General features: G+C 61.2%; 18 protein-coding genes. 3 read left to right on the forward strand and 15 right to left on the reverse strand.

Features of this window, described 5'->3' with window-relative positions; translation table 11 throughout:
* A partial coding sequence (locus QZ079_RS00570; RefSeq protein ID WP_297033669.1) for an IMP dehydrogenase occupies window positions 1-1,049 on the reverse strand: 1,049 nt, incomplete at its 3' end.
* A gap of 831 nt (window positions 1,050-1,880) precedes the next feature.
* Window positions 1,881-2,897, reverse strand: coding sequence for a dTDP-glucose 4,6-dehydratase (rfbB, locus tag QZ079_RS00575; RefSeq protein WP_297033673.1), 1,017 nt, complete (start codon window positions 2,895-2,897; stop codon window positions 1,881-1,883).
* Window positions 2,898-3,463: 566 nt separating this feature from the next.
* Between rfbB and QZ079_RS00580 the strand changes: the two genes are divergently transcribed.
* Complete coding sequence (locus QZ079_RS00580) at window positions 3,464-4,150, forward strand: hypothetical protein (protein WP_297033676.1); 687 nt, start codon at window positions 3,464-3,466, stop codon at window positions 4,148-4,150.
* A 350-nt stretch (window positions 4,151-4,500) separates the two neighbouring features.
* Here the strand turns inward: QZ079_RS00580 and QZ079_RS00585 are convergent, their stop codons facing one another.
* The 11 genes from QZ079_RS00585 to QZ079_RS00635 form a co-directional block, all read right to left on the reverse strand.
* Entirely contained in the window at window positions 4,501-5,073 is a 573-nt protein-coding gene (locus tag QZ079_RS00585; protein WP_297033678.1) for a manganese efflux pump MntP family protein, read from the reverse strand.
* A 139-nt stretch (window positions 5,074-5,212) separates the two neighbouring features.
* Entirely contained in the window at window positions 5,213-6,343 is a 1,131-nt protein-coding gene (locus tag QZ079_RS00590; RefSeq protein WP_297033682.1) for a PLP-dependent transferase, read from the reverse strand.
* Between the two features lie 180 nt (window positions 6,344-6,523).
* Window positions 6,524-8,287, reverse strand: coding sequence for a threonine--tRNA ligase (gene thrS / locus QZ079_RS00595; RefSeq protein ID WP_297033692.1), 1,764 nt, complete (start codon window positions 8,285-8,287; stop codon window positions 6,524-6,526).
* A gap of 190 nt (window positions 8,288-8,477) precedes the next feature.
* Window positions 8,478-8,909, reverse strand: a complete 432-nt coding sequence (locus QZ079_RS00600) for a zinc ribbon domain-containing protein (RefSeq protein WP_291288346.1) — start codon at window positions 8,907-8,909, stop codon at window positions 8,478-8,480.
* Window positions 8,910-9,081: 172 nt separating this feature from the next.
* Window positions 9,082-10,446 (reverse strand): folylpolyglutamate synthase/dihydrofolate synthase family protein, encoded by a 1,365-nt coding sequence (locus tag QZ079_RS00605; RefSeq protein ID WP_297033704.1) that lies wholly within the window; start codon window positions 10,444-10,446, stop codon window positions 9,082-9,084.
* An 11-nt stretch (window positions 10,447-10,457) separates the two neighbouring features.
* Complete coding sequence (locus QZ079_RS00610) at window positions 10,458-11,084, reverse strand: 5-formyltetrahydrofolate cyclo-ligase (RefSeq protein ID WP_297033707.1); 627 nt, start codon at window positions 11,082-11,084, stop codon at window positions 10,458-10,460.
* Window positions 11,085-11,097: 13 nt separating this feature from the next.
* A complete protein-coding gene (locus tag QZ079_RS00615; RefSeq protein ID WP_297033710.1) occupies window positions 11,098-11,910 on the reverse strand; it encodes a formate/nitrite transporter family protein in 813 nt (270 codons plus the stop codon).
* Window positions 11,911-12,003: 93 nt separating this feature from the next.
* Window positions 12,004-12,570: a GTP cyclohydrolase I FolE gene (folE, locus tag QZ079_RS00620; protein WP_297033713.1), complete on the reverse strand. Its 567-nt coding sequence runs from the start codon at window positions 12,568-12,570 to the stop codon at window positions 12,004-12,006.
* A gap of 135 nt (window positions 12,571-12,705) precedes the next feature.
* Entirely contained in the window at window positions 12,706-13,551 is an 846-nt protein-coding gene (locus tag QZ079_RS00625) for a bifunctional 5,10-methylenetetrahydrofolate dehydrogenase/5,10-methenyltetrahydrofolate cyclohydrolase (protein WP_297033716.1), read from the reverse strand.
* Window positions 13,552-13,553: 2 nt separating this feature from the next.
* Window positions 13,554-14,204, reverse strand: coding sequence for a cyclodeaminase/cyclohydrolase family protein (locus QZ079_RS00630; protein WP_291288341.1), 651 nt, complete (start codon window positions 14,202-14,204; stop codon window positions 13,554-13,556).
* A gap of 276 nt (window positions 14,205-14,480) precedes the next feature.
* Entirely contained in the window at window positions 14,481-16,154 is a 1,674-nt protein-coding gene (locus QZ079_RS00635; RefSeq protein WP_297033720.1) for a formate--tetrahydrofolate ligase, read from the reverse strand.
* 386 nt (window positions 16,155-16,540) lie between these two features.
* Here QZ079_RS00635 and QZ079_RS00640 point away from each other — a divergent pair, with 386 nt between their 5' ends.
* Window positions 16,541-17,395 (forward strand): transporter substrate-binding domain-containing protein, encoded by an 855-nt coding sequence (locus QZ079_RS00640; RefSeq protein ID WP_297033723.1) that lies wholly within the window; start codon window positions 16,541-16,543, stop codon window positions 17,393-17,395.
* 9 nt (window positions 17,396-17,404) lie between these two features.
* Window positions 17,405-20,482, forward strand: coding sequence for a mechanosensitive ion channel domain-containing protein (locus tag QZ079_RS00645; RefSeq protein ID WP_297033727.1), 3,078 nt, complete (start codon window positions 17,405-17,407; stop codon window positions 20,480-20,482).
* A 143-nt stretch (window positions 20,483-20,625) separates the two neighbouring features.
* On the opposite strand, the gene QZ079_RS00650 is transcribed toward QZ079_RS00645, so the two are convergent.
* Both QZ079_RS00650 and QZ079_RS00655 read right to left on the reverse strand, forming a co-directional pair.
* On the reverse strand, window positions 20,626-21,546 hold the full coding sequence (locus QZ079_RS00650; protein ID WP_297033730.1) for a LysR family transcriptional regulator: 921 nt from the start codon (window positions 21,544-21,546) through the stop codon (window positions 20,626-20,628).
* A 203-nt stretch (window positions 21,547-21,749) separates the two neighbouring features.
* Complete coding sequence (locus QZ079_RS00655; RefSeq protein WP_297033733.1) at window positions 21,750-24,482, reverse strand: valine--tRNA ligase; 2,733 nt, start codon at window positions 24,480-24,482, stop codon at window positions 21,750-21,752.
* Window positions 24,483-24,599 lie beyond the last annotated feature (117 nt).

The raw sequence follows: 24,599 nt of genomic DNA on the forward strand, positions 1-24,599 counted from the left end.
CCCGTCTCGCGGAAATCCTCGTCGCGCGCGGCGCACACGTCGATCAGCGCCGTCGCCTGTCCGCGGCCGATGCCCTTCGTCTCACGCGTGATGCAGATCGAGCCGCCGCCGATACCCACCTTCACGAAGTCGGCACCGCAATCCGCGAGGAAGCGGAAGCCGTCGCCATCGACGACGTTGCCGGCACCCACTTTGACCTCATCACCGTACGCCGCGCGGATCCACTCAATCGTGCGCTTCTGCCACTCGCTGAAACCCTCAGAAGAGTCAATGCAGAGCACGTCGGCACCCGCCTCGAGCAGAAGCGGCACGCGCTTCTCGTAATCGCGTGTGTTGATGCCCGCGCCTACCATGTAGCGCTTGTTGGCGTCGAGAAGCTCGTTGGGGTTTGACTTATGGCTGTCGTAATCCTTGCGGAACACGATACCCACCAGGTGGTCGTTCTCGTCCACCACGGGCAAAGCGTTCAGCTTGTTGTCCCAGATGACGTCGTTGGCGCGCTTGAGCGTGATGTCCTTGTCGCCCACGATGAGCTGCTCACGCGGGGTCATGAACGTCGCGACCTTCATCTGCGGGTCGTCACGAGAGGGACGGTAGTCACGGCTCGTCACGATGCCGAGGAGCTTGCCGTGCGCCGTGCCGTCTTCCGTGACGGGCATGGTGGAGTGGCCGGTCTTCTCCTTGAGATCCATAACCTCCTGCATGGTCATATCGGGCGTGAGCGTGGAGTCGGAGATGACGAAACCGGCCTTGTGATCCTTCACGGCCTTGACCATGGCAGCTTCGGACTCGGGCGTCTGGTTGCCGTAGATGAAGGACATGCCACCTTCCGTGGCAAGCGCGATACCCATCTTCTCGCCGGAGACGGACTGCATGATGGCAGAGACCATGGGGATGTTCAGGCTGATGGAAGGCTCCTCGCCGCGGCGGTACTTCACGAGCGGGGTCTTGAGGTTGACGTTCGCGGGGATGCATTCGGAAGACGAGTATCCGGGCACCAGCAGGTACTCAGAGAACGTATGGGACTCACCGGGGAAAAACATGGCCATGGATACTCCTCCTCTTGGTTTGGGCGCGATCTGGGGGCGGGCACAGCGGCGCCGTCCCTTGCCGCGCGATTTCGCTGAAAGACCGCCTGGCCGGGCGTTCTTGGTGACGTATTGTAGCGCACAGCAGGCGCGCGTTAGCAGGATGCCGTCGTGGCGTCACCGTGTTCGCACATCTGGAGGGCCAATGCCACCGAATCATCGCATGCAGCCAAGGCGCTGGTCCGAGGAGCCGCCATTTGCGACGGAGATCAGCCCACCTCGCCCCTGTGGCACTCGTGCCGAAATAGCACGCAACGTGTTGATTGGGACGGGAATTATTTCCGCTCGAACCACCTTTGAACGGCGAATGCCTCCGGATGTAGATTTTTTAATGCCACTCGCCCCATATATGTACGGAGGCGTCCTCCAGGCGAGGGGTTGACGCCACTTGCCCCAAATATGTATCGATTGTCCCATTCGTATCAATTCTGTATCAGGCATTTTGCTGAAATACCCCACTTGGCAGAAATATGTACCTCACGATCGGTTCAAATATGGATCGAATGGGCAAGCGAGGCGAAGCCGGGCCCAAATCTAGGTCGAATGGGCGAGAGAAAGGAAGTTGGCCAATATTTAGGTCGAGTGAGCAACAAGCCGAACCGAAATCCATCTTTTGGCCGAGTGAATAAGCGCTATCGAATGGCCGGCAGCACTTGAATCCAGCGAGCGCACCGACGAGCCACAGTTCGCCAATAGGCCAAGCAAGCATTAAGGTAGAAACGTGATCTGTTTTGCGCTGGAGGGCAAGCAGGCGGCAGTGAGCGTATCACCGCTGTTCAGAGCCCTCAAGCACTACCTTCTCTGCTCGGCATAGCGCGCTTCAGCATCTTCACGCGCTGAAGCCCACCAGGGTTCATGGTCGCGGTACCACGCTATCGTCTGTCGCAGCCCCTCCTCGAAATCCGTAAATCGTAGCTCCCATCCCAATTCTCTACGAAGCTTACCGGCATCGATTGCATACCGTCGATCGTGACCTGGGCGATCACGCACCCAGTCGAAGTCGTTCTCATCGCGGCCGAACGCACGCAGGATCGCGCGTACCACATCGATGTTCGAGCGTTCTCCATTCGCTCCCACGAGATACGTTTCGCCTATGCGCCCGCGTGTGAGCACCGCCCACACCGCGCTCGAATGATCGTCCACGTGGATCCAGTCCCGCACGTTAAGGCCATCGCCGTACAGCCGCGGGCGCACCCCGCGCAGAAGCCCGGTCACCTGGCGCGGTATGAACTTCTCCGGATGTTGGTAGGGACCGTAGTTGTTCGAGCAGTTAGAGATCGTGGCGAAAATGCCGTACGTGCGCACCCACGCCTGCACGAGCATATCCGATGCGGCCTTGGTGCTCGAATACGGCGAGCTTGGATGGTATGGTCTCTCTTCGGTGAAGCGCGCCGGGTCGTCGAGCGCAAGATCGCCGTAGACCTCGTCTGTCGAGATGTGATGGAAGCGCAGACCATGTGCGCGGCTTGCCTCGAGCAGAGTAAATGTTCCCTGGACATTCGTTTGCACGAAAGGGCCGGGGCAGGCGATGGAGTTGTCGTTGTGGCTTTCCGCCGCGAAATGAACGATGGTATCCGCATGCGCCGCAAGGCGATCTACGAGCGCAGCGTCGCAGATGTCGCCAACCACAAGCTCCACACGATCCTCGGGCATGTCGGCGATATTCTGCGGGTTGCCGGCATACGTGAGCTTATCGAGCACCGTCACGTGCACGTCCGGTTGCTCGCGCACCACCCAGCGCACGAAATTCGATCCGATGAACCCGCACCCGCCGGTGACGATGATGTGACGCGGTTCAAAGCTGGCCATCACGATCCCTCCCACCATACGCCTGGTAGTAGATAGTTTAGCGAAAGAAACGCGTGCTACCGTTCGCCGGCACGGTATACATCGGCGTTTACCGCTCGCGGAATCGTACATATACCTCTCCCTACCTATGGTGACGACCTGCTATCATGACTGCACCCGCGCCTCATCCGCTCCCCCCGCCAACACACAATGGGAGGAGACTGTGCATGGGTGCATTCGATACCAACAAGAGCTACGTGCTCATAGCTGGCGCTTCGGCGTTGCGCCTGTACAGATCCGATACCACACTATACTTCGTCCGCCGCCTGATACAGGATTGCTCGAGTGATGCTGCGCACGGTAATGCTGCACAGACAGATGCGCGACTTGTTTCAGCGCTTGGCAAAAGACGCGCCTGTGTTCCTTCCGCGTCCGAATGTGCTGCGTTGGCGCGCCTCTTCGACCTGCCCCTGCCGCTCGACTTGATGGTGACATCCCCGCAGATGCGCCGGCATTCGGCCGCCGTCCGATGCCATCTCGATACAGACGCATCACACCAAGCTGCATTCATTGAGGTGGAGCAAGGCGTGTACGTCGCACGTCCCGAGCTCGTCTATCACCAGCTGGCAACCTACACAGACACCGCCCATGCGTGGATGCTCGCCTCCGAACTCGCAGGCGCGTATTCGCTCGAGCCCGATGGAGCCGAAGGCATGCACGGGCGCGCCGCTCTCACTTCACCCGAGCTGCTGCGCTCGTTCTTCAATCGGTCGCGCGCAACCTGCCACAAAGCGCGCGGCAGGCGAATACTCGATCACTTCGTCGGCGGAGCGCGTTCTCCCAAGGAAGCGCAGATTGCGGCCATGCTCGCGTTGCCCCGACGCCTCGGCGGCTACGGAATTCGCGGCGTGGTGCTCAACCAGCAGATCGATCTCTCACCCGAAGCGTGTGCCGTCGCCAAACGCGGGTACGTGGAGGGGGATGTCTTCATCGAGTCCCTACGGCACAACATCGAGTACGACAGCGACGAGCACCATCTTGGCAACGAAGCGCACGACCGCGACACGCGCAAGGCGAACGCGCTGCGCATGATGGGTGTCGAGCTCACGAGCCTCAGCAAGGGACAACTCCATAGCTGGCTGGAGTTCGACATCCTCGCTACAGCAATCGACCAGGAGCTGCCGTTTCATAAACGAGGTGCGACGCCCGCGATTCGCGCCAAGCAATATGCCCTTTGGCACCAGCTGCTGTTCGATGATACGGATACGCGATGAGCTCAAATCTGCACCATGTTCCTCCTGATTGCAGCCACTCGACTCAAATCCGCACCGTAACGATGCGCCAAGATCCACTCGACCCAGATTTGTACGGATGTTGCAGTACAAATCTGGGTCGGATGGAAATCGTTCAGATTGTTGCAGGAAATGACCTGGTAAAAGCCTTGTGTTTTGCAACTATGATTGCCTCGAGTCCATCAAGACGTCCATATTTGGGCTGAGTGAGCGTTACAGCCGAAAAACGCGCGTTCTCCGTTCACATATGGGTCGAGTGGGTTTACGCGCATCGATTCGGTGCATACCCCCCCAGCGCATTCCCCCGCTGCTAGCCTCCGCGCGCAGAAACGTTAGCCCAAAAGCGCCTTCAACCCGATGATGAGAAGCACCACGCCGCCGGCAATCTGGGCGTGGCTGCCGAAGTGCGCACCCAAACGACGCCCAATGAACAGCATCGCCAAGCAGCACACAAAGGTCGCGATACCGATCATGCCGCCGTAAAGTACAATGTTCGCGCCGCTCGCAGCAAACGATACGCCGACAACGAATGCATCGATCGAGGTGGCAATCGCCTCGGCGAAGATGGTGGCATACGTGAGGTGCGTAGGATCGCATGCCTCGGGGTCGCGGAGCTCACGTACTGCCTCGACGATCATCTTTCCGCCCACGAACGCTAGGATCACAAGCGATACGATACCTGCGTATGCCTCGATGAGCGGCGCGATGAGCGTTCCGCCGAAAAAGCCGGCGATAGGCATCGCCATCTGGAAGATCGCGAACAAGAGCGGCATGGTGAACTTCTTACCCGCAGGCATATCGGGCTCGCAGAGCGTGTTCGAAAGCGTGACTGCCATCGCATCCATCGCGAGTGCCACGCCCAAAAACAAGCTCTCGACTACAATTGCCAGGGTAACCGGCATCATCTGAACCTCCAAAGCGCCGAATGCACGCATCTGCGGCCAGCCAGAGCAAAAGCCCAGCGCACCCATTTACCGGCGCGCCGGGTCAAACTCATGAGACAAAACGTAGGTACGGCAGAATACCGCAGCTACCTGATAGGGTTTAGGGCTCAGGAGGATTGCAGAAAAGGCGAAGTGCCTGGTCAAGGCTATCAACGACATCAATAGGATCATCAAGACCGGCATAGAGCTGAAGGCAGCTCAGATCACCGATCTCCACGAGCACGAGCCGTGTCGCACGTGTACCGCGGACGCCTCCGAACGCGGTCGCGCGCACCTCTTCAAATAGCTTGAGGAAACGCTCGCAACGCGACTTGGCGCCTTCGAGACCAGAGCCGGTAAGCGTGAAGTTCACATATGCGCCGAAACCATGCTCGAGCACGCGTGCCGCGACGTCGCGATCGGGATGCGTCGCGAAACCCGGATAACGTACGCAACCTATCGAAGAGTGACACGAAAGGTACGATGCGATGGCGCGCGCATGGTCGAAGCGTTGCAGCGCGGTATCGGGAAGCTCATCGAGCGCCGCGGCAACGGCAGCAAGGTCCGTATCGCTTGGACGCGCAGCGCCCGCGGCAGACGATGGCGCGCCGAGTCCGAAGGAAAGCAGGCGGAAGGCATCCTCCGCGTAAGGATCTGCGACCTGATGGCGTCCTTGCTTCCGTTGGGAGCGCGCAACGGAGACCGCGACGACAGGCTCCGATACCGCAGCGCTGAACGTGCCCATGAGGGACTCGAGCGAGATATGCGCCCCGAGCGCAAGCGGACGGCAGCCGAACACCGTCGGCAGCGTGTTATCCACCACAAGCGTGGCACCCGCCATCTTCGCTGCCTGCGCGAACGCGCGGATATCTGCTACGCGCAGGGTCTTCGCACTTACCGAAGGCACAAGCCAGAACAACCTACCTGAAGACATGCCTGCCGGATGCGCGTACGACGCGGGGGAACCTTGAGGCACGAGGCGCTCCGCCTCCGCCTGGGCTTCATTCACGCCCGTAGATGCCAAAAGGAAGGCATCTGCCTCGGGTGCAGCAGCAAACGATAGACGCTGCCAGCGAAACAGCTTCACCACGCGATCAGGTCGGTCGTCTGCGCACGCGACCAGACGGTCATGCGTCCCCACGACACCCGTCTTCGCAAGCACGTCCGCCGCATCCCATGCGCGCACGAACCACGTCGCCCGCGCACCGTGGCACGCGGCATAGGCATGGACCAAGTCAAGATGAAGCGACATGCCCTCCCCTTTCGACAGCTCATGAGCTAAGTATACGGCAAGTTACTGCATACGCCGCGGTAAGCAACAAGTTGATACGGCGGGCATAGAAACGAGCGAGTTCTCGGAGATGCCTGCCGAAAACCCGCCCTCATTGTGATGCACGAATATCGCAGCGCGTTGCCGCAGCTAGCAGTGGGTCTATCGACGCGTGGCAATCTCCTCGCGCACGCTTGCGATAAACTCATCGAGCTCGGCGGCGTGCGTCTCGTTCGAACGATCGCGCACGGAGATGTTCCCCGCCTCGACCTCCTGCTCACCCAGGATAAGCATATAGGGTGGGCGGTCGATGTTGCGCGCCTCGCGGATCTTGTAGCCGATCTTCTCGTCGCGCTCGTCGCACACGGCACGAATGCCGGCGGCATCGAGCTTGGCCGTCACCTCGAGCGCATAATCGCGGCTCTTCTCGGAGACGGGCAGCACCTTCACCTGGCACGGCGCGAGCCAGGTGGGAAACTTGCCAGCAAAGTGCTCGATCAAGATACCGATGAAGCGCTCGATGGAGCCGAAGCACACGCGGTGAAGCATGATGGGACGCTTCTTGGAGCCATCAGCGTCCGTGTACTCGAGGTCGAAGTTGAGCGGCATCTGGAAGTCGAGCTGCACGGTGCCGCACTGCCAGGTGCGACCGAGGGAGTCTTCCAGGTGGAAGTCGATCTTGGGACCGTAGAAGGCACCATCGCCCTCGTTGACCACGTACTCCTTACCCAAGCGCTCGAGTGCCTCGCGCAGGCCGGCCTCGGCGCGCTCCCAATCCTCATCGGAACCCATGGAGTCCTCGGGACGCGTGGAGAGCTCGAGGTGGTAGGTGAAGCCGAACTTCTGGTAGACGGAGTCGATGAGGTTCACCACGCCCACGATCTCGTCGGTGAGCTGGTCGGGACGGACGAAGAGGTGGGCGTCGTCCTGGTTGAAGCAGCGCACGCGGAAGAGGCCGTGCAGGGCGCCGCGCATCTCGTGGCGGTGCACCAGGCCGATCTCGCCGGCACGGATGGGCAGCTCGCGGTAGCTGTGCGGACGGCTCTTGTACACGAGCACGCCGCCCGGGCAGTTCATGGGTTTGATGCAGTACTCCTCGTCATCGATGACGGTGGAGTACATGTTGTCCTTATAGTGGTCCCAGTGGCCGGAGGTCTCCCACAGGTGCTTGCTCATGATCTGCGGCGTGGAGATCTCGACATAGCCCGCCTTGTGGTGGATCTCGCGCCAGTAGCTCAAAAGCTCATTCTTGAGAATCATGCCGTTGGGCAGGAAGAACGGGAAGCCTGGGGCCTCGTCGCGCATCATGAAGATGTCCATCTCGCGGCCGATCTTGCGGTGGTCGCGCTTCTTGGCCTCTTCGAGCAGGCGCAGGTGCTCGTCGAGCTCCTCCTTCGTGGCGAAGGCAGTGCCGTTCACGCGGGTGAGCATCTTGTTGTCCTTGTCGCCCTTCCAGTAGGCGCCCGAGACGCCCGTGAGCTTGAAGGCCTTGAGCGCCTTGGTGTAGGTGAGGTGCGGGCCCACGCACATATCGATGTACTCGCCCTGCTGGTAGAAGGTGATGCGAGCATCCTCGTCAAGATCGCCGATGTGCTCGACCTTGTATTTCTCGCCACGCTCCTCCATGAGCGCGATAGCCTCCGCGCGCGGAAGCTCGAATACCTGGAACTTGAGGTTCTCCTTCACAATCTTCTTCATCTCTGCCTCGATGGCCGGGAAGTCCTCCTCAGAGATCTTCTGACCTTCAGGCAGGTCGATATCGTAGTAGAAGCCGTTGTCCGTAGCCGGACCGTAGGCGAAGTCGGCCTCGGGGTACAGGCGCTTCACGGCCTGCGCCATGATGTGAGCGGCGCTGTGGCGAACGACGTGGGTAACCTCGTCTGCCGGGCACTCGTCAACGTGGCCGTCGTTATACAGAACCTTCATTGCTTGCTCCTTATCGTAGAGAGGAATAGCAGATGGTTAGTACCAAGGAACAGGGGGCGAGGCGCGGATCGCATCACCTACGGGGTGGCGCGCGGCGCACCTCATACAAAAACGCCCGCACCCGATGATACCACCGGGATGCGAGCGTTATCGGGCGCGAACGAAGTTCCGGTCAAGACCGGCGGCGCGCCTATTGGATGTGCGTTCGGCAGTACGGGCACACCTTCCAATGGGCGTCGAGCGGCTTGTGGCAGCTGGGGCAGACGTTGCGCACCTGGGTGTTGCACACCGGGCACACGACGAAATCCTTCTCGATGGGCCCACCGCAGCGCGGGCACGTGCCGTACTGAGCGAGCTGGCGCTCACGAAGCGCCATGTCGAGCTCCTGCTCCTCGCGGTCGGAGAGGTAGCTGCTCGGACGAAGCACGTTGTAGGCGATGAGGCCGACGAGTGGGACGAGCGAAAGCAGACCCCACGCCCAGAAGTACTGGGAGCCGCGACGGCGCGCGTCGACGAACACGTAGACCACAGAGAGCACGTACAGCGCGACGATGAACGCAATGAAGAGATAAATGACAGTCATGACCTGCGGCGTCATGAGCTGTTGGATGTATTCCATCATGAGCGGTCGATACCTTTCAGCTGAAGTGATCACAAGTGCTGGTACAAACAACGATACATTGTATACCGAGTCGCGCATCCTGCCAAAAATCCACAGCCTCGGCGCAGCAAACGTCCGTGACGGCAGCCCCTGCCAAAAGGGACTGTCCCTTTTGGCAGCTTTTGGCAGACCATCACAACAGGCGGGTGAGCTCGCCGGCAAGGGTGATGGTACCGGCAGCCACGATGTCCTCTCCCGCAGCGGTTACGGCGTCGAGCGCGTCCGCAACTGTTGCATGCACGGCAACGAGATCTTCCTGCGCCCTCCCCTCCCGCTCGAGCTCTTCGGCCACGAGCGCGGCAAGCTCCGTTGCAGGAAGCGCGCGCTCGGAGGCGGTCTGGGTCACGCGGACGCGGGGAAACGCGGGTACGAGCGCGCGCACGATGCCGCGAGCGTCTTTATCGGAAAGCGTCGCGATAAGGAGCGTCGGGCGACGGCCGACGCACGGGTCGATCTCGTCGAGCGACCCCGCGAACGATGCGCACGATTGCGGGTTATGGCACGCGTCGATGAGCACAAGCGGACGTTCGCGCCGCACGTCGAAGCGACCAGGCGTGGGACAGCCGCGCAAGCTGCGGCCAAGGCTTTCGGCATCGAGCGGACGGCCGAGGTATGCCTCGACCAGGCTGATGGCGCAAGCGGCGTTTTGCGCCTGATACGCAGGCTTCGAAAGCGCGATACGGTACGACGCGCGCGGCGTCACGCACGAGAACACGAGGTCGTCACCTAGCCGTTGGGGCAACCGCTCGATCTGGTGACGTGACACCACCGGCTCCACGCCCGCCCAGGCGCAGCGTTCGTCCATCACACGCTGAACGCTCGGCTCATGCGTCCCCTCGCCGAGCACCACGGCGCGTCCGGGCTTAATGATCGCCGCCTTCTCTGTCGCGATCTGGGCGAGTGTGTCGCCTAAGATACGCGTATGGTCGAGCCCAATGCCCGTCACCGCAACGGCAACCGGATTTGTCGCGCTCGTCGCGTCCCAGCGCCCGCCGAGGCCGACCTCGAGTACGGCAACTTCAACGCGGGCTTCAGCGAAGACGACGAGCGCAGCTACCGTGAGCAGGTCGAAGGGGGTGATCGTATAGGCAGCCTCACCGCGCCCGCACCGCGCCTCATTCACGCGCCGGCCAGCTTCAACGGCAGCGGAGACGCCATGGGCGAACGCCGCATCCGAGACGATAGCGCCATCGATTTCCATGCGCTCGGGATAGTGCACGAGGTGCGGCGAGGTATAGAGCGCGGTGCGAAGGCCTTCGCCCACAAGCGCCGCAGCGGCAAAGCGCACCGTCGAGCTCTTGCCGTTCGTGCCGGCAACTTGGATTACGTCATAGTAAGCATCCGGCCTCTCGAGAACGTCGAGCATGTCAACGACGGTCTCAAGCAATGGGCCGGCGTCACCCGAGATGACGCCCGTGTCCGCGGCGAGCGCGACAGCCTCCTCGAAAGGAAGTTCGGGCACGTCGAAGGGGATGGCATAGGGCGAAAGATGTTCCATGAAAGTGCTTTCTATACGGTACGCGGTTCGTCCCCGCGATGCGCACGCAGGAAACGGGTTTCGGTAATCACCAGGTCTACCGGTATATCGTAGCGCTCCCGTGCACCGAGCGCCGCAAGGTCCTCTACAACCTGCACCTCGCGACACAAACCAACGGAGACGCCAGATAATTCGGCAAGAAACACATCATAATACCCGCCGCCATATCCCAAGCGAAACCCCTGCATGTCGACGGCGAGGGCGGGCACGATTGCAAGCGCGCCCTTATGCACGGCAAGATCCACCTCGCGAGCGGGGTCCTCGGCAGGCTCCTGCATACCGAAGGCGTGTCGTTCAAGACCGTCGAGCGAATCAATCGTGTACCAACGCATACGGCGTGATGCCGGTACACAGCGCGGCAGAGCGACCGTCTTGCCCTCCTGCCAGGCGCGCTCGATGATGCCGCGCGTCTCGACCTCCGCACCAATCGAAAGATAGCAGGCGACAAGCTGGGCGTTTTCGAATTCTGGCAATTCGCATACGCGCTCAGCAATCACGGCATCGATGCTCGCGCGCTCTTCAGGCGAAAGCGCGAGGCGCTTCTGTTTGAACGCCGCGCGGAGCGAGTCTTTTCGTGCAAGCGCGCCAAAGGAACGCATGGACACGGCTTCCCTATCGCTTCAACTTGGGCGCGTATGCCGTCCAATAGGCGATCGCTACCAACACGCCGCCCACGATATTTCCCACAGTGACGCAGACGAGGTTCATGGCAACGCCCGTGACCGTGATACCGGCAGCACCCGAAGCCGCTTCCAGCATGAGGCCGAGCGGCAAGAAGAACAGATTCGCGATGCTGTGCTCGAAGCCGAGAGCCACGAACGCACAGACCGGCAGCGCCGTCGCAGCGAGCTTATCGCACACTGTCTTACCCGCGAAACCCATCCACACGGCAAGGCACACGAGGATGTTGCAGAGGATGCCGCGCGCAAACGCGACGGCGGGCGCAAGCGACGCCTTCGATGCCGCAACAGTGATAGCGGCATCTCCCACCGCACCAGAGCCCATGTCGCCGAACGCAGCGAGGGTGAGGAGGCCCGCAATAAGGATCGCACCCACCGCGTTGCCCGCGTAGACGATGATCCAGTTTCTAAGGATTCCCTTGAACGGATACCGACGCGAAAGGCCACCCGCCGCCATGAGGCAGTTGCCGGTGAAGAGCTCGGCGCCCGCGACGAGCACGAGGAAGAGCCCCAGGCAGAACACGAGTCCGCCGAGCACCTGGCTTACCGCGAAGGGCAAGCTTGTGTCGGCCTTCACGATGAGCATGAAGCTACCGCCAAGCGCGATGAAGGCGCCGGCAAGCACAGCAAGCACAAAAAGGCGTGCAGCGGGAGCCGTGGCTTTCGTGACGCCAGCGTCTTCTGCAGCGGCTTCCACCTCTGCCGGCGTGCGCATGAGCGGATTCGGATAGGGTTCCTGGGCCATCGGCATCCTTTCTCTACGAAGTTGCTAAGACGGGCGGGTTGGTCGGATGGGTTGGAAGGAACACGTCCCCAACCAACCCATCCAACCACCTCATCACAGGCCGAGGAGGCGCAAAGCCTCTTCGCGCGTCTTGATGTCTTTGCGGAAGACCCCGCGCACGGCAGAGGTCATGGTGAGGGCGCCGGCGCTCTTCACCCCGCGCATAGTCATGCACATGTGCTCAGCCTCGAGCACCACGAGCACGCCCATGGGGTCGAGCTCTGCCATCATGGCGTCCGCGATCTGGGACGTGAGCCGTTCCTGCAGCTGCAGACGGCGCGCGTAGCCGTTCACGCACCGCGCGATCTTCGAAAGTCCCGTGATGCGCCCCGCGCGCGGGATGTAGGCAACGTGCGCCTTGCCCGTGAAGGGCAGGATATGGTGCTCGCAGAGCGAAGAGAACGGGATGTCGCGGACGATAACCATGTCCTCGCTCTCGGTCTCATGAAACTGTTTGCGCAGATGGTGCTTGGGTTCGTCATCATAGCCGCCCAGGATTTCCTCGGCGGCGCGCGCGACGCGGTCGGGCGTCTCAACGAGGCCGGGACGGTCGGGGTCTTCGCCCACCGCGATGAGGAACTCACGGATGGCGCGTTCAGCACGCTCCCTATCGATGGCCATCTTTGCCCCTCTCACTCGGATGACTCATTTGGGACGGGTTTGAATGAGTCATTTATTGTAGCGCTCTCGTGACCGGCGCACACATCAATCGGTGGATGACTCAAAACGACCCCGTCCCCAAATGAGTCAAATGGGTCAACGCTCAGCGGCTTCGACCACGTGCTTCATAAGGATCGCCGTCGTGACGGCACCCACGCCACCGGGAACGGGCGTGATGGACGCTACGAGGGGCTCGACGGCATCGAAGTTGACGTCGCCTACGAGCTTGCCTGCCTCGTCGTCCCAGTTAATACCCACGTCCACGACGGTCTGCCCCGCCGACACGGCGTCCGCGCCCACGGTGCGGACATGCCCGGCCGCGACCACGAGCACCTCGGCGTCGCGGCACGCCGCCGCGAGATCGCGCGTGCGCGTATGGCACATGGTGACGGTGGCGTTCTTCGCCTGAAGCATCATGGAAACCGGCTTGCCGATCACGAGCGAGCGCCCCACGACCGTCACGCGCGCGCCCGCGAGCTCGACCCCCGAGCGCTCGAGGAGCTCAACGACTGCCTCCGCCGTGCACGGCGGAAAGCCGACGCGCTCATTCGCGAACACGCCGAAAAGCGATCCCTGCGTGATGCCGTCGACGTCCTTCGCGGAATCGAGCGCGGCACACGCAGCAGCCTCATCAAGCGTAGGCGGAAGCGGGCGGAACATGAGACACCCATGAATGGAAGCATCCTTGTTCACCGTGTCAATGGTGGCGAGCAACTCTTCTTGCGAGCAATCCTCCCGCAATACGAAGTGCTTGACCGCAACGCCGACCTTCTCCGCGCGCTTGCAGGCGCCGCGTTCATAGGAAAGGTCATCCGCTCGCTCGCCCACGCGGATGATCGCGAGCGTGGGCTCGACGCCGCGAGCACGAAGCGCCTCGACGCGCGCGGCGAGCTCCGCGGTGATGGAGGCGGCGACGGGCGCGCCGCGCAGGATCTGAGCCATGCCTACTCCTTCCCGCGCAAGCGATCAGAAACGGAGCGAACGATAGCCTGGGCGCGCGGAAGGCAATCTTCGAGCATGTGATCGGCCTTGCGATCGAGCTCGTCCGCCAGCGGATCGCCTTTAAGTTCGACGGTATTCACCAGCACCGTGAGGCGCGCAGCCTCAAGCGCAGAGGCGCAGAGCGACGCCCCGCACCCCACGTCCGACACCATGAACGCGCTCCCCTTGCGTTCCATCTCCTCGAGCACCCGTATCGCACGCGCGGCCTCTTCCATGATACGGAAGGGGACGCGGCAGGCACCCCGCGTGGCCTCGGCGATGGCGTCTTTTCGGGCAGGGTCGTCCTTGGGAATCTTATACGCGCGCGCAAGCGGAGCGAACGACGTCGCGTCCTCCTCAACGAGCTCAAGAAGGTTTCCGCGAATATCCTCTGCCTCGGCAAGCATACGCAGAACATCATCCTCGACATCGGCATACGCTTTTTTACCGAGCGTGAACTGTCCTGCCATGGAGCAGAGCGCGATACCGAGCGCACCCGCGAGCGCCGCCGCTCCCCCGCCACCGGGGACGGATTTCTTCGCCGCAAGCTCAGCGGCAAACGCACTGCACGACAGATCGGTAAGCGACGATTCGACCAACATCTCCTCGGTCATAGACCATCCAATTCCATTCAAAACCACCAGAACGACCCCGGTGGCCGATTCGAAGCACTCTACAACAGTGTGCCCATGCATGTTTATATAGTTCCCCACCGAGCCAGCCAAAGGTGCTTACCCTAGGATGATCCCGGGGCTCGACGAAGTGGTAACGACGCTGTTCAAGCACGTCACCTCAGACCCTTCGCCGGATTATCCTGCGGGGTGATTTCGCAGCGAAGCGAGGACAAGCCCCGCATGATAATCCGACGAAGGGTCAATGGGATACAGTAACTAGAACAGCCCCGTGATCACGCCGTTCTCGTCCACGTCAATCTTCTCCGCGGCGGGTACCTTCGGCAGGCCCGGCATCGTCATGATGTCGCCCGTGAGCGCCACCACGAAGCCCGCACCGGCGGAAACCTTGAGGTTGCGCACCGTGATGCGGAAGCCCTCGGGCGCGCCGAGCTTATGCTGGTCGTCCGTGAAGGAGTACTGAGTCTTTGCCACGCACACGGGGAGGTTGCCGAAGCCATTCTCCTTGAGCTGACCGAGCTGACGCTTCGCAAGCGGGGTGTAGTCCACACCGTCGGCATGGTAGATCTTGATGGCGATGGCTTCGAGCGCCTCGTCGATGGGCGTACCAGTCTCGTACGAGAAGCGGAACTCGTGCGGCTCGTCGCACAGGCGCATGACCTCTTGCGCGAGCGCCTCGCCGCCTTCGCCGCCCTTCGCCCAGACCTCGGACAGCGCGACGTTCACGCCGAGTTCACGGCACTTCTGCTCGACGAGCGCGAGCTCGGCAGGCGTGTCCGTGGGGAACGCGTTGATGGCGACGACGCACGGCAGGCCATAGACGTCCTTGATGTTCGACACATGGCGAAGCAGGTTCGGAAGACCCGCCTCGAGTGCCTCGAGGTTCTCAGTCGTGAGCTCGGCCTTCGGCACGCCGCCGTTGTACTTGAGCGCACGCACCGTCGCCACGACGACCACGGCATCCGGATCGAGATCGGCGAAACGGCATTTGATGTCGAGGAACTTCTCCGCACCCAGGTCCGCGCCGAAGCCGGCCTCGGTCACGACGTACTCGCCGAGCTTGAGTGCGCACTCGGTCGCCTGCACGGAGTTGCAGCCGTGCGCGATGTTCGCGAAGGGACCGCCGTGGACGAACGCGGGCGTGTGCTCGAGCGTCTGCACGAGGTTCGGCTTGATGGCATCCTTGAGGAGCGCCGCCATGGCACCTTCAGCCTTGAGATCGGAAGCGGTGACGGGCTTGCCGGCATAGGTGTAGGCAACAACCATGCTGCCCAGGCGACGCTTCAAGTCCATGAGGTCGCTCGCCAGGCAGAAGGCGGCCATGACCTCGGAGGCGACAGTGATGTCGAAGCCGTCCTCGCGCGGCACGCCCTGCGCCTTGCCACCGAGACCGTCGACGATGTGACGGAGCTGACGGTCGTTCATGTCCACCGCGCGCTTCCACACGATCTGCTTGGGATCGATGCCAAGGGCATTACCCTGCTGGATGTGGTTATCGAGCATGGCGGCAAGGAGGTTGTTCGCCGCGCCGATGGCATGGAAGTCGCCGGTGAAGTGCAGGTTGATGTCCTCCATGGGGACGACCTGCGCGTAACCGCCGCCAGCGGCGCCGCCCTTCACGCCGAACACCGGACCGAGCGACGGCTCGCGAAGCGCGAGCACGGCCTTCTTGCCCAAACGCGAGAGGGCGTCGGCGAGACCGACGGACGTGGTGGTCTTGCCCTCACCCGCCGGCGTGGGGTTGATGGCGGTCACGAGGACGAGCTTGGCCTTGCGCGGCATATCGCGCAGCGCATGGATATCGACCTTCGCCTTGTACTTGCCGTAGTAATCGAGCTGATCTTCGGAAAGACCGACCTTCTCGGCAATCTTGGAGATATGCCACATCTCCGCTTCTTGCGCGATCTCGATATCCGTCTTGTACTCTGCCATATTCGCTCCCCTCGTTGAATGGCACTACCCGTCTATCGTACCGTGCTTCGTCGTTACCGCGCTTGCGGCATCCGTAAATAGCCGATTATTCACAGCGGGTGGATGACGCGTCGTTGCAAGCCCAGCGAATTCGGGGTACAGCGTGGCGGGCAGCCGCTTCTCATCGGGGCCGCCCTTTGGGAGCACGCGTTAACGACGGAGATGATTGCGCCGAAATCAATACGAGAAGTCTCATCCCCGAAGCAGTCTCATCACGTTGATTCACCTAAAGGTTGAACCACGACGTTATTCATACCATCGCACGGCATTTCCCCAGCACATAGATATTATAAAGGGCTGCATTTTTTGCTGGACAATCCACGGGATACAAGATTCAAGGAGCATAGATGAACCTATCTAGGAGGTCGTTCGCGGCGCTTGCGCTCACCGCCGGGCTTGCACCCATCGGTTCCGCATTCAGCGGATGCACGGGAGGAGCACCCAAGGAATCGGGCAGCAACGGCACGACATCCTCGCCAGCGGGCGCACTTCGCGCCGGCGTACGCGCGGATGTCATGGGGTTCGGATACCTCAACGAGAAAACCGGCAAGTACTACGGGCTCGAGATCGATATCGTGCACGAGCTCGCTGAGCGCATGGGTGAGACCGATGTGGCGTTCATCACCGTTACCCCAGACGACCGCAAGGAGATGCTGCTCGAGGGTGACATCGACCTCATCTGCGCCTGCTACTCCATCGCCGACTCGCGTTTGGAGAATTTCGACTTCTCGCCTGCGTACTATACCGACCAGGTCATCGCGGTCGTTCAGAACTCTTCGATGATCACCGCCATCGAGGACATGCGCGGACGGACGTTCGGGACGATGTCCGGGTCGAACGCGGCACCGCTCCTGAGTACGAAGCTCTACGAGATCGGCATGAGCGACGGCGAGGTCGTCTCGGCAAACGACGACAACTCCGACGTGACGTTCAAGACCTGGCACCTGCTCCAGTTCCCGAGCTACCGCGAGCTCTCGGACGCTCTCGAGACAGGCACCGTCGACGCCATGGTACTCGACGGCGCGATCGCGAAGACGTACCTGAACGACAAGCGGTCCGTCATCGAGGGGTTCGATGTCGCCGAGCAATCGTACGGCATCGCCACCCAGAAGGGCTCGGAGCTTTCGGCGTCCGTCGCACAGGTCGTTCAGGATATGCTCGACGATGGCACCATCGACGCACTCGTCGACAAGTGGGACTAGGTGAATACCATGCAGATGTCGCATACGCTAAAACGCAAGATCGCATTGCTCGTCGCTGTCGTTGCCGTCAGCATGGTCGTCATGGGCGTCCTTTTGTCCAAGATGCAGGAGAGCCTTTCCATCGACAGCTATACCGCCGAGATGAACGAAGAGGCCGAGCAGCTCATCACCGCCCTCGAGGACGCAGAGGCGGAGAACGCCCAGAACAAAGAGACCTTCGACGCCATCTATCAGTCGAAGGCGCAGACCGTCTCGTTCATGGCCAACAACGACACCGGATTCAAGGCAACTAACGCTAAGATGCGGGAATACCAGCAGCTGCTCGATGTCGATAACATCATGGTCGTGAAAGCCGATGGCGAGATCGTTGCGAAGGCGGCCGATACGCGCGCCGATTTCTCCTATGCGCGCTTCAACTACCTGCGCGAGTGTCTCTCAACCGGTGAGCCTTCCCGCGCCGTCGAAATAGAACTTCCTGAAGAGGACTGGCTCATGCGCTACTACGCGGCGCGCATCGATGGCGATACCATGATCGTAATCGAGCAGAGCCCCGCCGAGCTTCGCGAGCTCGTGGAGACAACCGGTTCCACCGCAAGCGTGCTGAAGAACATTTCCATAGGGCAGAGCGGCTATGTGTTCGCGCTCTCCGCTCAGACCTATGTGATCGAGTACCATCCGAACGAAGCGTTGATAGGCGCTGACGCCCTCGACTCAGGCATCGACGTCAACGACCTTGAAGACGGCACCATCACCTGGATGACGCTCGACGGGCAGGAGCTGTACTGCCGCGTAAGCCTCATCGGTGACACGTACTACATCTGCGCTATTCCCGGCTCCGATATGGCGGCGGCGCGCAATGTCACCGTCGCGGTCATCCTCTTCGTGTTCTTCGTCGTCATGGCTTCCGTAGCGCTCTACGGCATCTTTGTCCTGAGTGACGAAGAGCGCTATGAACGCGCGCGCAAGGCGCAGATAGGCGCCGAGAGGATACAGATGAACGGCGCGGTCGCGAAGCGCTCCGCCATCCTTGCGCTCGTTGGCCTTATCGCGATCGTCGTCGTATCGTTCTACATGCAGACGCTCTTCGCGCTCTCGTCGCAATCGGTAACGAACAAGGAGCGCGCGTCGCACATCGCTGAAACTATCTCGATAACGAACGATCGAGCAGACGACCTCTCCGCACAGTACAACGAGCGCTACCTTACGAAGGCGCGCATCGCGACATACATCATCGAACAGAACCCCGACCTTGCCACCAAGGAGAAGATGCAGGAGCTCGCCGACGCGTTGCAGGTCGCAAACGTCTACCGCTTCGACCTGAACGGCGACATGGTGGCTTCGAATGCCCCTTACGAGCATTTCTCCCTTTCCGATGATCCCGAGGATCAGTCCTATGCGTTCCACTGCCTCCTCCAGGGCGTTGAGGAGTACATCCAGGAGCCGATGCCCGACGATACGACCGGCGAACTTCGCCAGTACATCGGCATCGCAACCTATGATGACCACGGCTTTGTGGACGGCTTCGTGCAGATCGGCATCCGCGCGAGCCGCCTCGAAACACTGCTCGAGAGCGTGCAAATCGACCGCGTGCTCGATGGCATCAAAATCGGAGCCAGCGGATTCGCCTTCGCGGTGAACAAAGATGACGGAACGATTGCGTACTATCCCGATGAGCTAGTCCAAGGCAAAGACGCGTCGAAGGTCGGCCTCACCGAGGCGCAGCTACGCGGCGGCTATGACGACTATCTCACCATCAACGGTGAGACCTACTACGCCTCTTCTGTCGAGACAGACGATTACTTCGTCTACGTCGTCGATTCCGAAGGCGAGCTTATGAGCCAGCGCATACCGCTCACCATCGCTACTGGCTCTATCGCCTTGGTGTGCATGGTGCTCGCATTCTGCATCGTTTCCGTCGAGCATGCCGCATCTTCAGCGAACGCTTCGCTAAACGCCGAGCTTGAAGAGCGCACCTTCGATATCGAGACGCCTTCTGGTCGCAGAGCGCGTACCGAGTCTGCTGCGAGCCGCTGGCTCAACCGCTCCTTCAACTGGAAGGAGATGTCACCCGAGCAGAAGCTCGCGTTCGTCCTGCGCATCTTCTCCGGCATCGCGGGGGTCGCGGTATTCTTCTCCGTGCTGTTCCGCGACCAGATTTTCGGTAGCGGTTCCGTCTTCGGCTATATCTTGGGTGGCGGCTGGGAACGCGGGCTCAATATCTTCGCCATCACGGCGAGCATCATGACGGCCTGCGTGATCTTCACGCTCTCCTGGTTCATCCAGCGCTTGCTGCACCTGCTCTCCACGGTGCTCTCCGCCCGCGGCGAGACGGTCTGCCGCTTGCTCGTGAGCCTCACAAAATACGGCGCGATCCTCGGTACGTTATATTGGTGCCTCGCAACCGTGGGCGTGGACACCGCGACGCTCCTTGCGAGCGCCGGCATCCTTACCCTCGCGATCAGCTTCGGCGCGAAGGACCTCGTGACCGACTTGCTATGCGGCCTCTTTATCATCTTCGAGGGCGAGTTCCGCGTGGGCGACTCCATCTCCGTGGGCGCGAATACCGGCACCGTCATGGAAATCGGCATCCGCACGACGAAGATCAACGACGGCAGCGATAACGTAATCGTGCTGCGCAACAGCGCCATCTCGAACGTTATCAACCGCACGAAGCTCGATTCGTTCGCGATAGTCGATGTAAACATCACCGTGGGCGAAGATCTGCCTTATATCGAGAACCTGTTCGAACGCGAGCTGCCGAATATCGCCACGCGCCAGCCCATGATCATCGACGGGCCGTTCTACCGCGGCGTGGTGACGCTCACCAGCAGCGAGATGACGCTCAGGGTCATGGCGCGCTGCAGCGAGAAGAACCGCTCCGCTCTCGAGCGCAATCTCAAGCGCGAGATGCGTCTGCTGCTCACACGGTACAACATCGCGCCTTACCAGCAGCAATTCGATCATGAGCTGAATGATAGCATCCTGAACGATCCCGATGAGGTCGAAGAGCTCGAGCAGGCGGATGATTACGTCGAAAGCCAGAGCGAGTCTATCGATAAGCTCGAGGGGAAGTTTGAGGATAAGTAGGACCGCTTTCTCCCATACTGGCTGAACAAAACGGGCCGGATGCGCAAGCGAAACGCATCCGGCCCGTATTCGTATCAACACTTCGAAGCTAGGGTTTTCGTGCAGCAATCAATGCAAATGTATCCTCGTCTGCACGGTTTATTCTAGACATCCAGGGAGAACGTCTTCATGACGCGCGGGAACTCCTTCAGCATGAAGCGCTCGAACTCGAGAAAGCGCGCGCTGCGGTAGTCGCGCGCGGTCACCGCGAAGACCGACACGGAGAGGTTATCGGGCGGGGCGAGGCGCAGCATCTTGCCGTCCTCGATCGTCGAGAAGCTCGGTACGCCCACGCCGAAGGCGAATCCATGGTCGTCGGCGACGAGCTTCGCGAACTCCTCGCGCGATCGTATCTTCACCTGGGGAGACCCTAGACCGCGTGATAGATAGCGCTTGAGGATCGTTTCGTTGAAATCGTCGAGTCCCTCCGCATAGCAAACGGGATACCCCGCGAGTTCGTCCATCCGTACCGTCTCGCGCTGCGCGAGCGGATGCTTGCCCGAAACGAATACGCCGGTCGGAAGGCTTCCGATCGCCACTGTCGCGCAGCGTGGGTCAGAGTACTCCCCCACGGTGATAAGCGCGTCGAGGTCATGTGCGAGGAGCCGAGGGATCGCCTCGAAGCCCGAACACAGACCAAGGCTTACCTCCATGCCGAGCTGGCGCTCGAGGAAGCGCTCGATCCCATGACAAACCGCATAATGATTATGGAACGACGGTATGGCGAGGAGGATGCTGAGGGTGTCGTCACCGCTTTTCATGCGCCCACGCTGCGCCTTCGCGAACGCGCCGGCCCCGTCGAATGCAGCAAGGGCTGCGCGCGCGTACTCGTCGAACTCCCGACCAAACTGCGTGGCCGTCGCGCCTTTGCTCCTCCTCAGGAAGAGCGGCAAGCCCAGCTCTTCCTCAAGCGCACCGAGCGCTTTCGAGACGGCCTGGACGGACACCTCCTCCGCCCGCGCAGCTCCGGAAAAGGTGCCGATGCGCATGACGGAGCAGAAGTAACGAAGTTGCTGTATATTCATAATAATGACCACCACAAGCACGGATGAGCTGGGGCTCCTGCGAGTCCCCAGCTCATCGGTATTGACGGTTATTCAATTATACGGAACCACCCATTGTGAAAGGTCGCATGCCAACCGCATCAACTGTCGCTTGAGACGCGACGAGACGACACGCCCGCGCGACCTGGCACATGCCGTTCCTACAAGGTACACCGGGCTCCTTGCTAGGAGAAATCGACGAGCTGCACCTTAAGCGAGGCGATCTGCGAGCGCAGTTCCTCGGCGCGGTCGCGCTTCTTCTGCACGACCTCGGGCGCGGCCTTAGCAACGAAGCCCTCATTCGCGAGCGTCTTCTCAGCGCCGGTGAGCTCCTTTTCTGCCTTGGCGATCTCCTTCTCGATACGGGCGCGCTCGGCAGCGAAGTCCACAAGATCGCCCACGATCACATAGGCATCGAAATCGGATCCGGCGAGGGCGATGGAGCCCTCTGGCTTCTCGGCAAGCGCATCGGTAGAGATGCCGAGCGAACTCACGCGAGCAAACGTGCAGATGAAGTCCGCCATGCCGCGAATGGCTTCGGCGACCTCGTGAGAAGCGGCGTGGACATGCACGTCGAGTTGCTCCTTGGGGCTGATGCGGTAGCGAGCGCGCGTGGAACGAACGTCCGTCACCACCGCACACGTGAGCTCAAAGGCGCGCTCGGCGGGTTCGTCGATCCACTGCGCATACGCCTCCGGCTCCGGCCAAGCTGCCACCATGAGCGCATCAGCGCGACGGCTCTCCCCCGCCTCGTCGACGTCGAGGGCGCTCACCGGCATCTGATCCCAAATGGCTTCGGTCACGAACGGCATGAACGGATGCATGAGGCGCAGGCAGGTGTCGAGCACGAAGATGAGGTTGCGCTGCGCCTGCAGGCGATCGGCGTCGTCCTCGCCCACCGCGTTCAGCCGCGTCTTGGTAACCTCCACGTACCAGTCGCAGACCTCGTTCCAGAAGAACGCCTGCACGTTGCGAACGACATCTCCGAAGTTGTAGGTCTCGATGCCCTCGGTCACGGCGCGCACCTGCTTGGCCAGGCGACTGAACATCCAGGCGTCGGCCGCGGTCTCGATTACGGGTTTGCCAAGCTCGTAACCCTCCATGTTCATAAGGAGGAAGCGGCTCGCGTTCCAGATCTTCGTGACGAACGCGCGTGCCTGCTCCGTGCGGGCGCTACCCAAAAACTCGTGCGTCTTCTTATCGATGTCTGCGTCGAACTTCACGTCCTGGTTGTTCGTGAAGAGCGAGAGCAGATTGAAGCGCATGGCATCGGCACCGTACTTGTCGATGAGGTCCATGGGGTCGACGCCGTTGCCCTTGCTCTTGGACATGCGGCTGCCGTCCTTGGCGAGGATCGTGGGATAGATCACAACGTCGCGGAAGGGCTCTTCGCCCAGGAAGTACTCGGAGCTCATGATCATGCGCGCCACCCAGAGGGCGATGATGTCGCGCGCGGTGACGAGCGCCGTGGTGGGATGATGCCCCTCGAGCTCCTTAGGTCGCTGCGGCCAGCCCTGTGTGGCGAACGTCCACAACTGGGAGCTGAACCAGGTATCCAACACGTTCTCATCCTGGTGCACGTGATGTCCGCCGCACTTAGGACACACGCCCGTGTCCTCCATGAGCGCGTCCTCCCATCCACAGTCTTCACAGTAGAAGACCGGGATGCGGTGTCCCCACCAGAGCTGGCGCGAGATGCACCAATCTTTGAGGTTTTCCATCCACGTGAGGTAGCTCTGCTTCCAGCGCTCGGCGTTGAAGCGCACCCTCCCGCTCTCGACCGCCTCGATGGCCGGACCCTTGAGCTTGTCCACAGCGACGAACCACTGCTCGGAGAGCCAGGGTTCGAGCGTGGTATCGCAGCGGTAGCAGTGCATGACGGAGTGCTCATGCTCCTCGATGTGGTCGAGCAGACCGTGCTCCTCGAACCACGCGACCACCGCCTCGCGGCACTCGTCGCGGCTCATGCCGGTGAACGAACCGTAGCCCTCCACCACGACAGCGTGCTCATCGAAGATGTTGATCTGCGGGAGGTCGTGTGCGACGCCCATGGCGTAGTCGTTAGGGTCGTGCGCAGGTGTGACCTTCACGAAACCCGTACCAAAGCCGGCATCGACGTGCCAATCGTCGAAGATGGGAATCTCGCGATCGACGATGGGCAGCTTCACGGTCTTGCCAATGAACGCGGACTTCTCCGGATCCTTCGGCGAGACGGCCACACCGGTGTCGCCGAGCATGGTCTCGGGGCGCGTGGTTGCCACGACGATGTAGTCCTGGCCGTTCACCGGCTCCGTAAGCGGATAGCGCAGGTACCAGAGGTGCCCCTGCTCGTCCTTGTACTCAGCCTCGTCGTCGGAGATGGCGGTGGTGCAGCTCGGGCACCAGTTCACGATGCGCTTGCCGCGGTAGATGAGTCCGTCGTGATACCAATCGCAGAACACGCGACGAACCGCTTCGGCGTACTCGGGATCCATGGTGAAGCGCTCACCCTCGAAATCGACGGAGCAGCCCATGCGGCGAATCTGGTTCTGGATGATGCCGCCGTACTCGTGCGTCCAGTCCCAGCACGCATCGAGGAACGCCTCTCGTCCCATCTCAAGGCGGTTCTTGCCCTCGCTCTTGAGCTTCTTGTCCACCTTCGTCTGCGTGGCAATGCCTGCATGATCCGTACCCAAGATCCAGCGCGTGGAGCGGCCGCGCATGCGCGCCTCGCGCACGATCGCGTCCTGGATGGAATCATCGAGGGCGTGCCCCATATGCAGCATGCCGGTGACGTTCGGCGGCGGGATGACGACGGTGCAGTCGCCCGCTCCGGGATAGCGCTCTGGTTTGCGCTGGTAGTACCCACCGGCAAGCCACTTCTCCAAGATCTTCGGCTCGGTCGAAGCGGGGTCGTATGTCTTCGGCATCTCTTCCATAGATGGAGTCCTTCCAAAAGCATCAGCCCGTGAACGAACGGGTCGACTGGCTTTGATTTTCGCATAGCCGAAAGGATAGCACAGGCGCCCTTGCGTCATCCGCTCTGCTATGCGATG

Origin of the sequence: uncultured Enorma sp. (genome assembly GCA_905210055.1) — a bacterium.
Lineage (GTDB): Bacteria > Actinomycetota > Coriobacteriia > Coriobacteriales > Coriobacteriaceae > Enorma.

Bases quoted from the DNA above. Each gene is read 5' to 3' on its own strand.
- rfbB (WP_297033673.1), bottom strand. From the start codon at position 2,897: ATGGCCAGCTTTGAACCGCGTCACATCATCGTCACCGGCGGGTGCGGG.
- QZ079_RS00585 (WP_297033678.1), bottom strand. From the start codon at position 5,073: ATGATGCCGGTTACCCTGGCAATTGTAGTCGAGAGCTTGTTTTTGGGC.
- QZ079_RS00590 (WP_297033682.1), bottom strand. From the start codon at position 6,343: ATGTCGCTTCATCTTGACTTGGTCCATGCCTATGCCGCGTGCCACGGT.
- thrS (WP_297033692.1), bottom strand. From the start codon at position 8,287: ATGAAGGTTCTGTATAACGACGGCCACGTTGACGAGTGCCCGGCAGAC.
- QZ079_RS00600 (WP_291288346.1), bottom strand. From the start codon at position 8,909: ATGATGGAATACATCCAACAGCTCATGACGCCGCAGGTCATGACTGTC.
- QZ079_RS00605 (WP_297033704.1), bottom strand. From the start codon at position 10,446: ATGGAACATCTTTCGCCCTATGCCATCCCCTTCGACGTGCCCGAACTT.
- QZ079_RS00610 (WP_297033707.1), bottom strand. From the start codon at position 11,084: ATGCGTTCCTTTGGCGCGCTTGCACGAAAAGACTCGCTCCGCGCGGCG.
- QZ079_RS00615 (WP_297033710.1), bottom strand. From the start codon at position 11,910: ATGGCCCAGGAACCCTATCCGAATCCGCTCATGCGCACGCCGGCAGAG.
- folE (WP_297033713.1), bottom strand. From the start codon at position 12,570: ATGGCCATCGATAGGGAGCGTGCTGAACGCGCCATCCGTGAGTTCCTC.
- QZ079_RS00625 (WP_297033716.1), bottom strand. From the start codon at position 13,551: ATGGCTCAGATCCTGCGCGGCGCGCCCGTCGCCGCCTCCATCACCGCG.
- QZ079_RS00630 (WP_291288341.1), bottom strand. From the start codon at position 14,204: ATGACCGAGGAGATGTTGGTCGAATCGTCGCTTACCGATCTGTCGTGC.
- QZ079_RS00635 (WP_297033720.1), bottom strand. From the start codon at position 16,154: ATGGCAGAGTACAAGACGGATATCGAGATCGCGCAAGAAGCGGAGATG.
- QZ079_RS00640 (WP_297033723.1), top strand. From the start codon at position 16,541: ATGAACCTATCTAGGAGGTCGTTCGCGGCGCTTGCGCTCACCGCCGGG.
- QZ079_RS00645 (WP_297033727.1), top strand. From the start codon at position 17,405: ATGCAGATGTCGCATACGCTAAAACGCAAGATCGCATTGCTCGTCGCT.
- QZ079_RS00650 (WP_297033730.1), bottom strand. From the start codon at position 21,546: ATGAATATACAGCAACTTCGTTACTTCTGCTCCGTCATGCGCATCGGC.
- QZ079_RS00655 (WP_297033733.1), bottom strand. From the start codon at position 24,482: ATGGAAGAGATGCCGAAGACATACGACCCCGCTTCGACCGAGCCGAAG.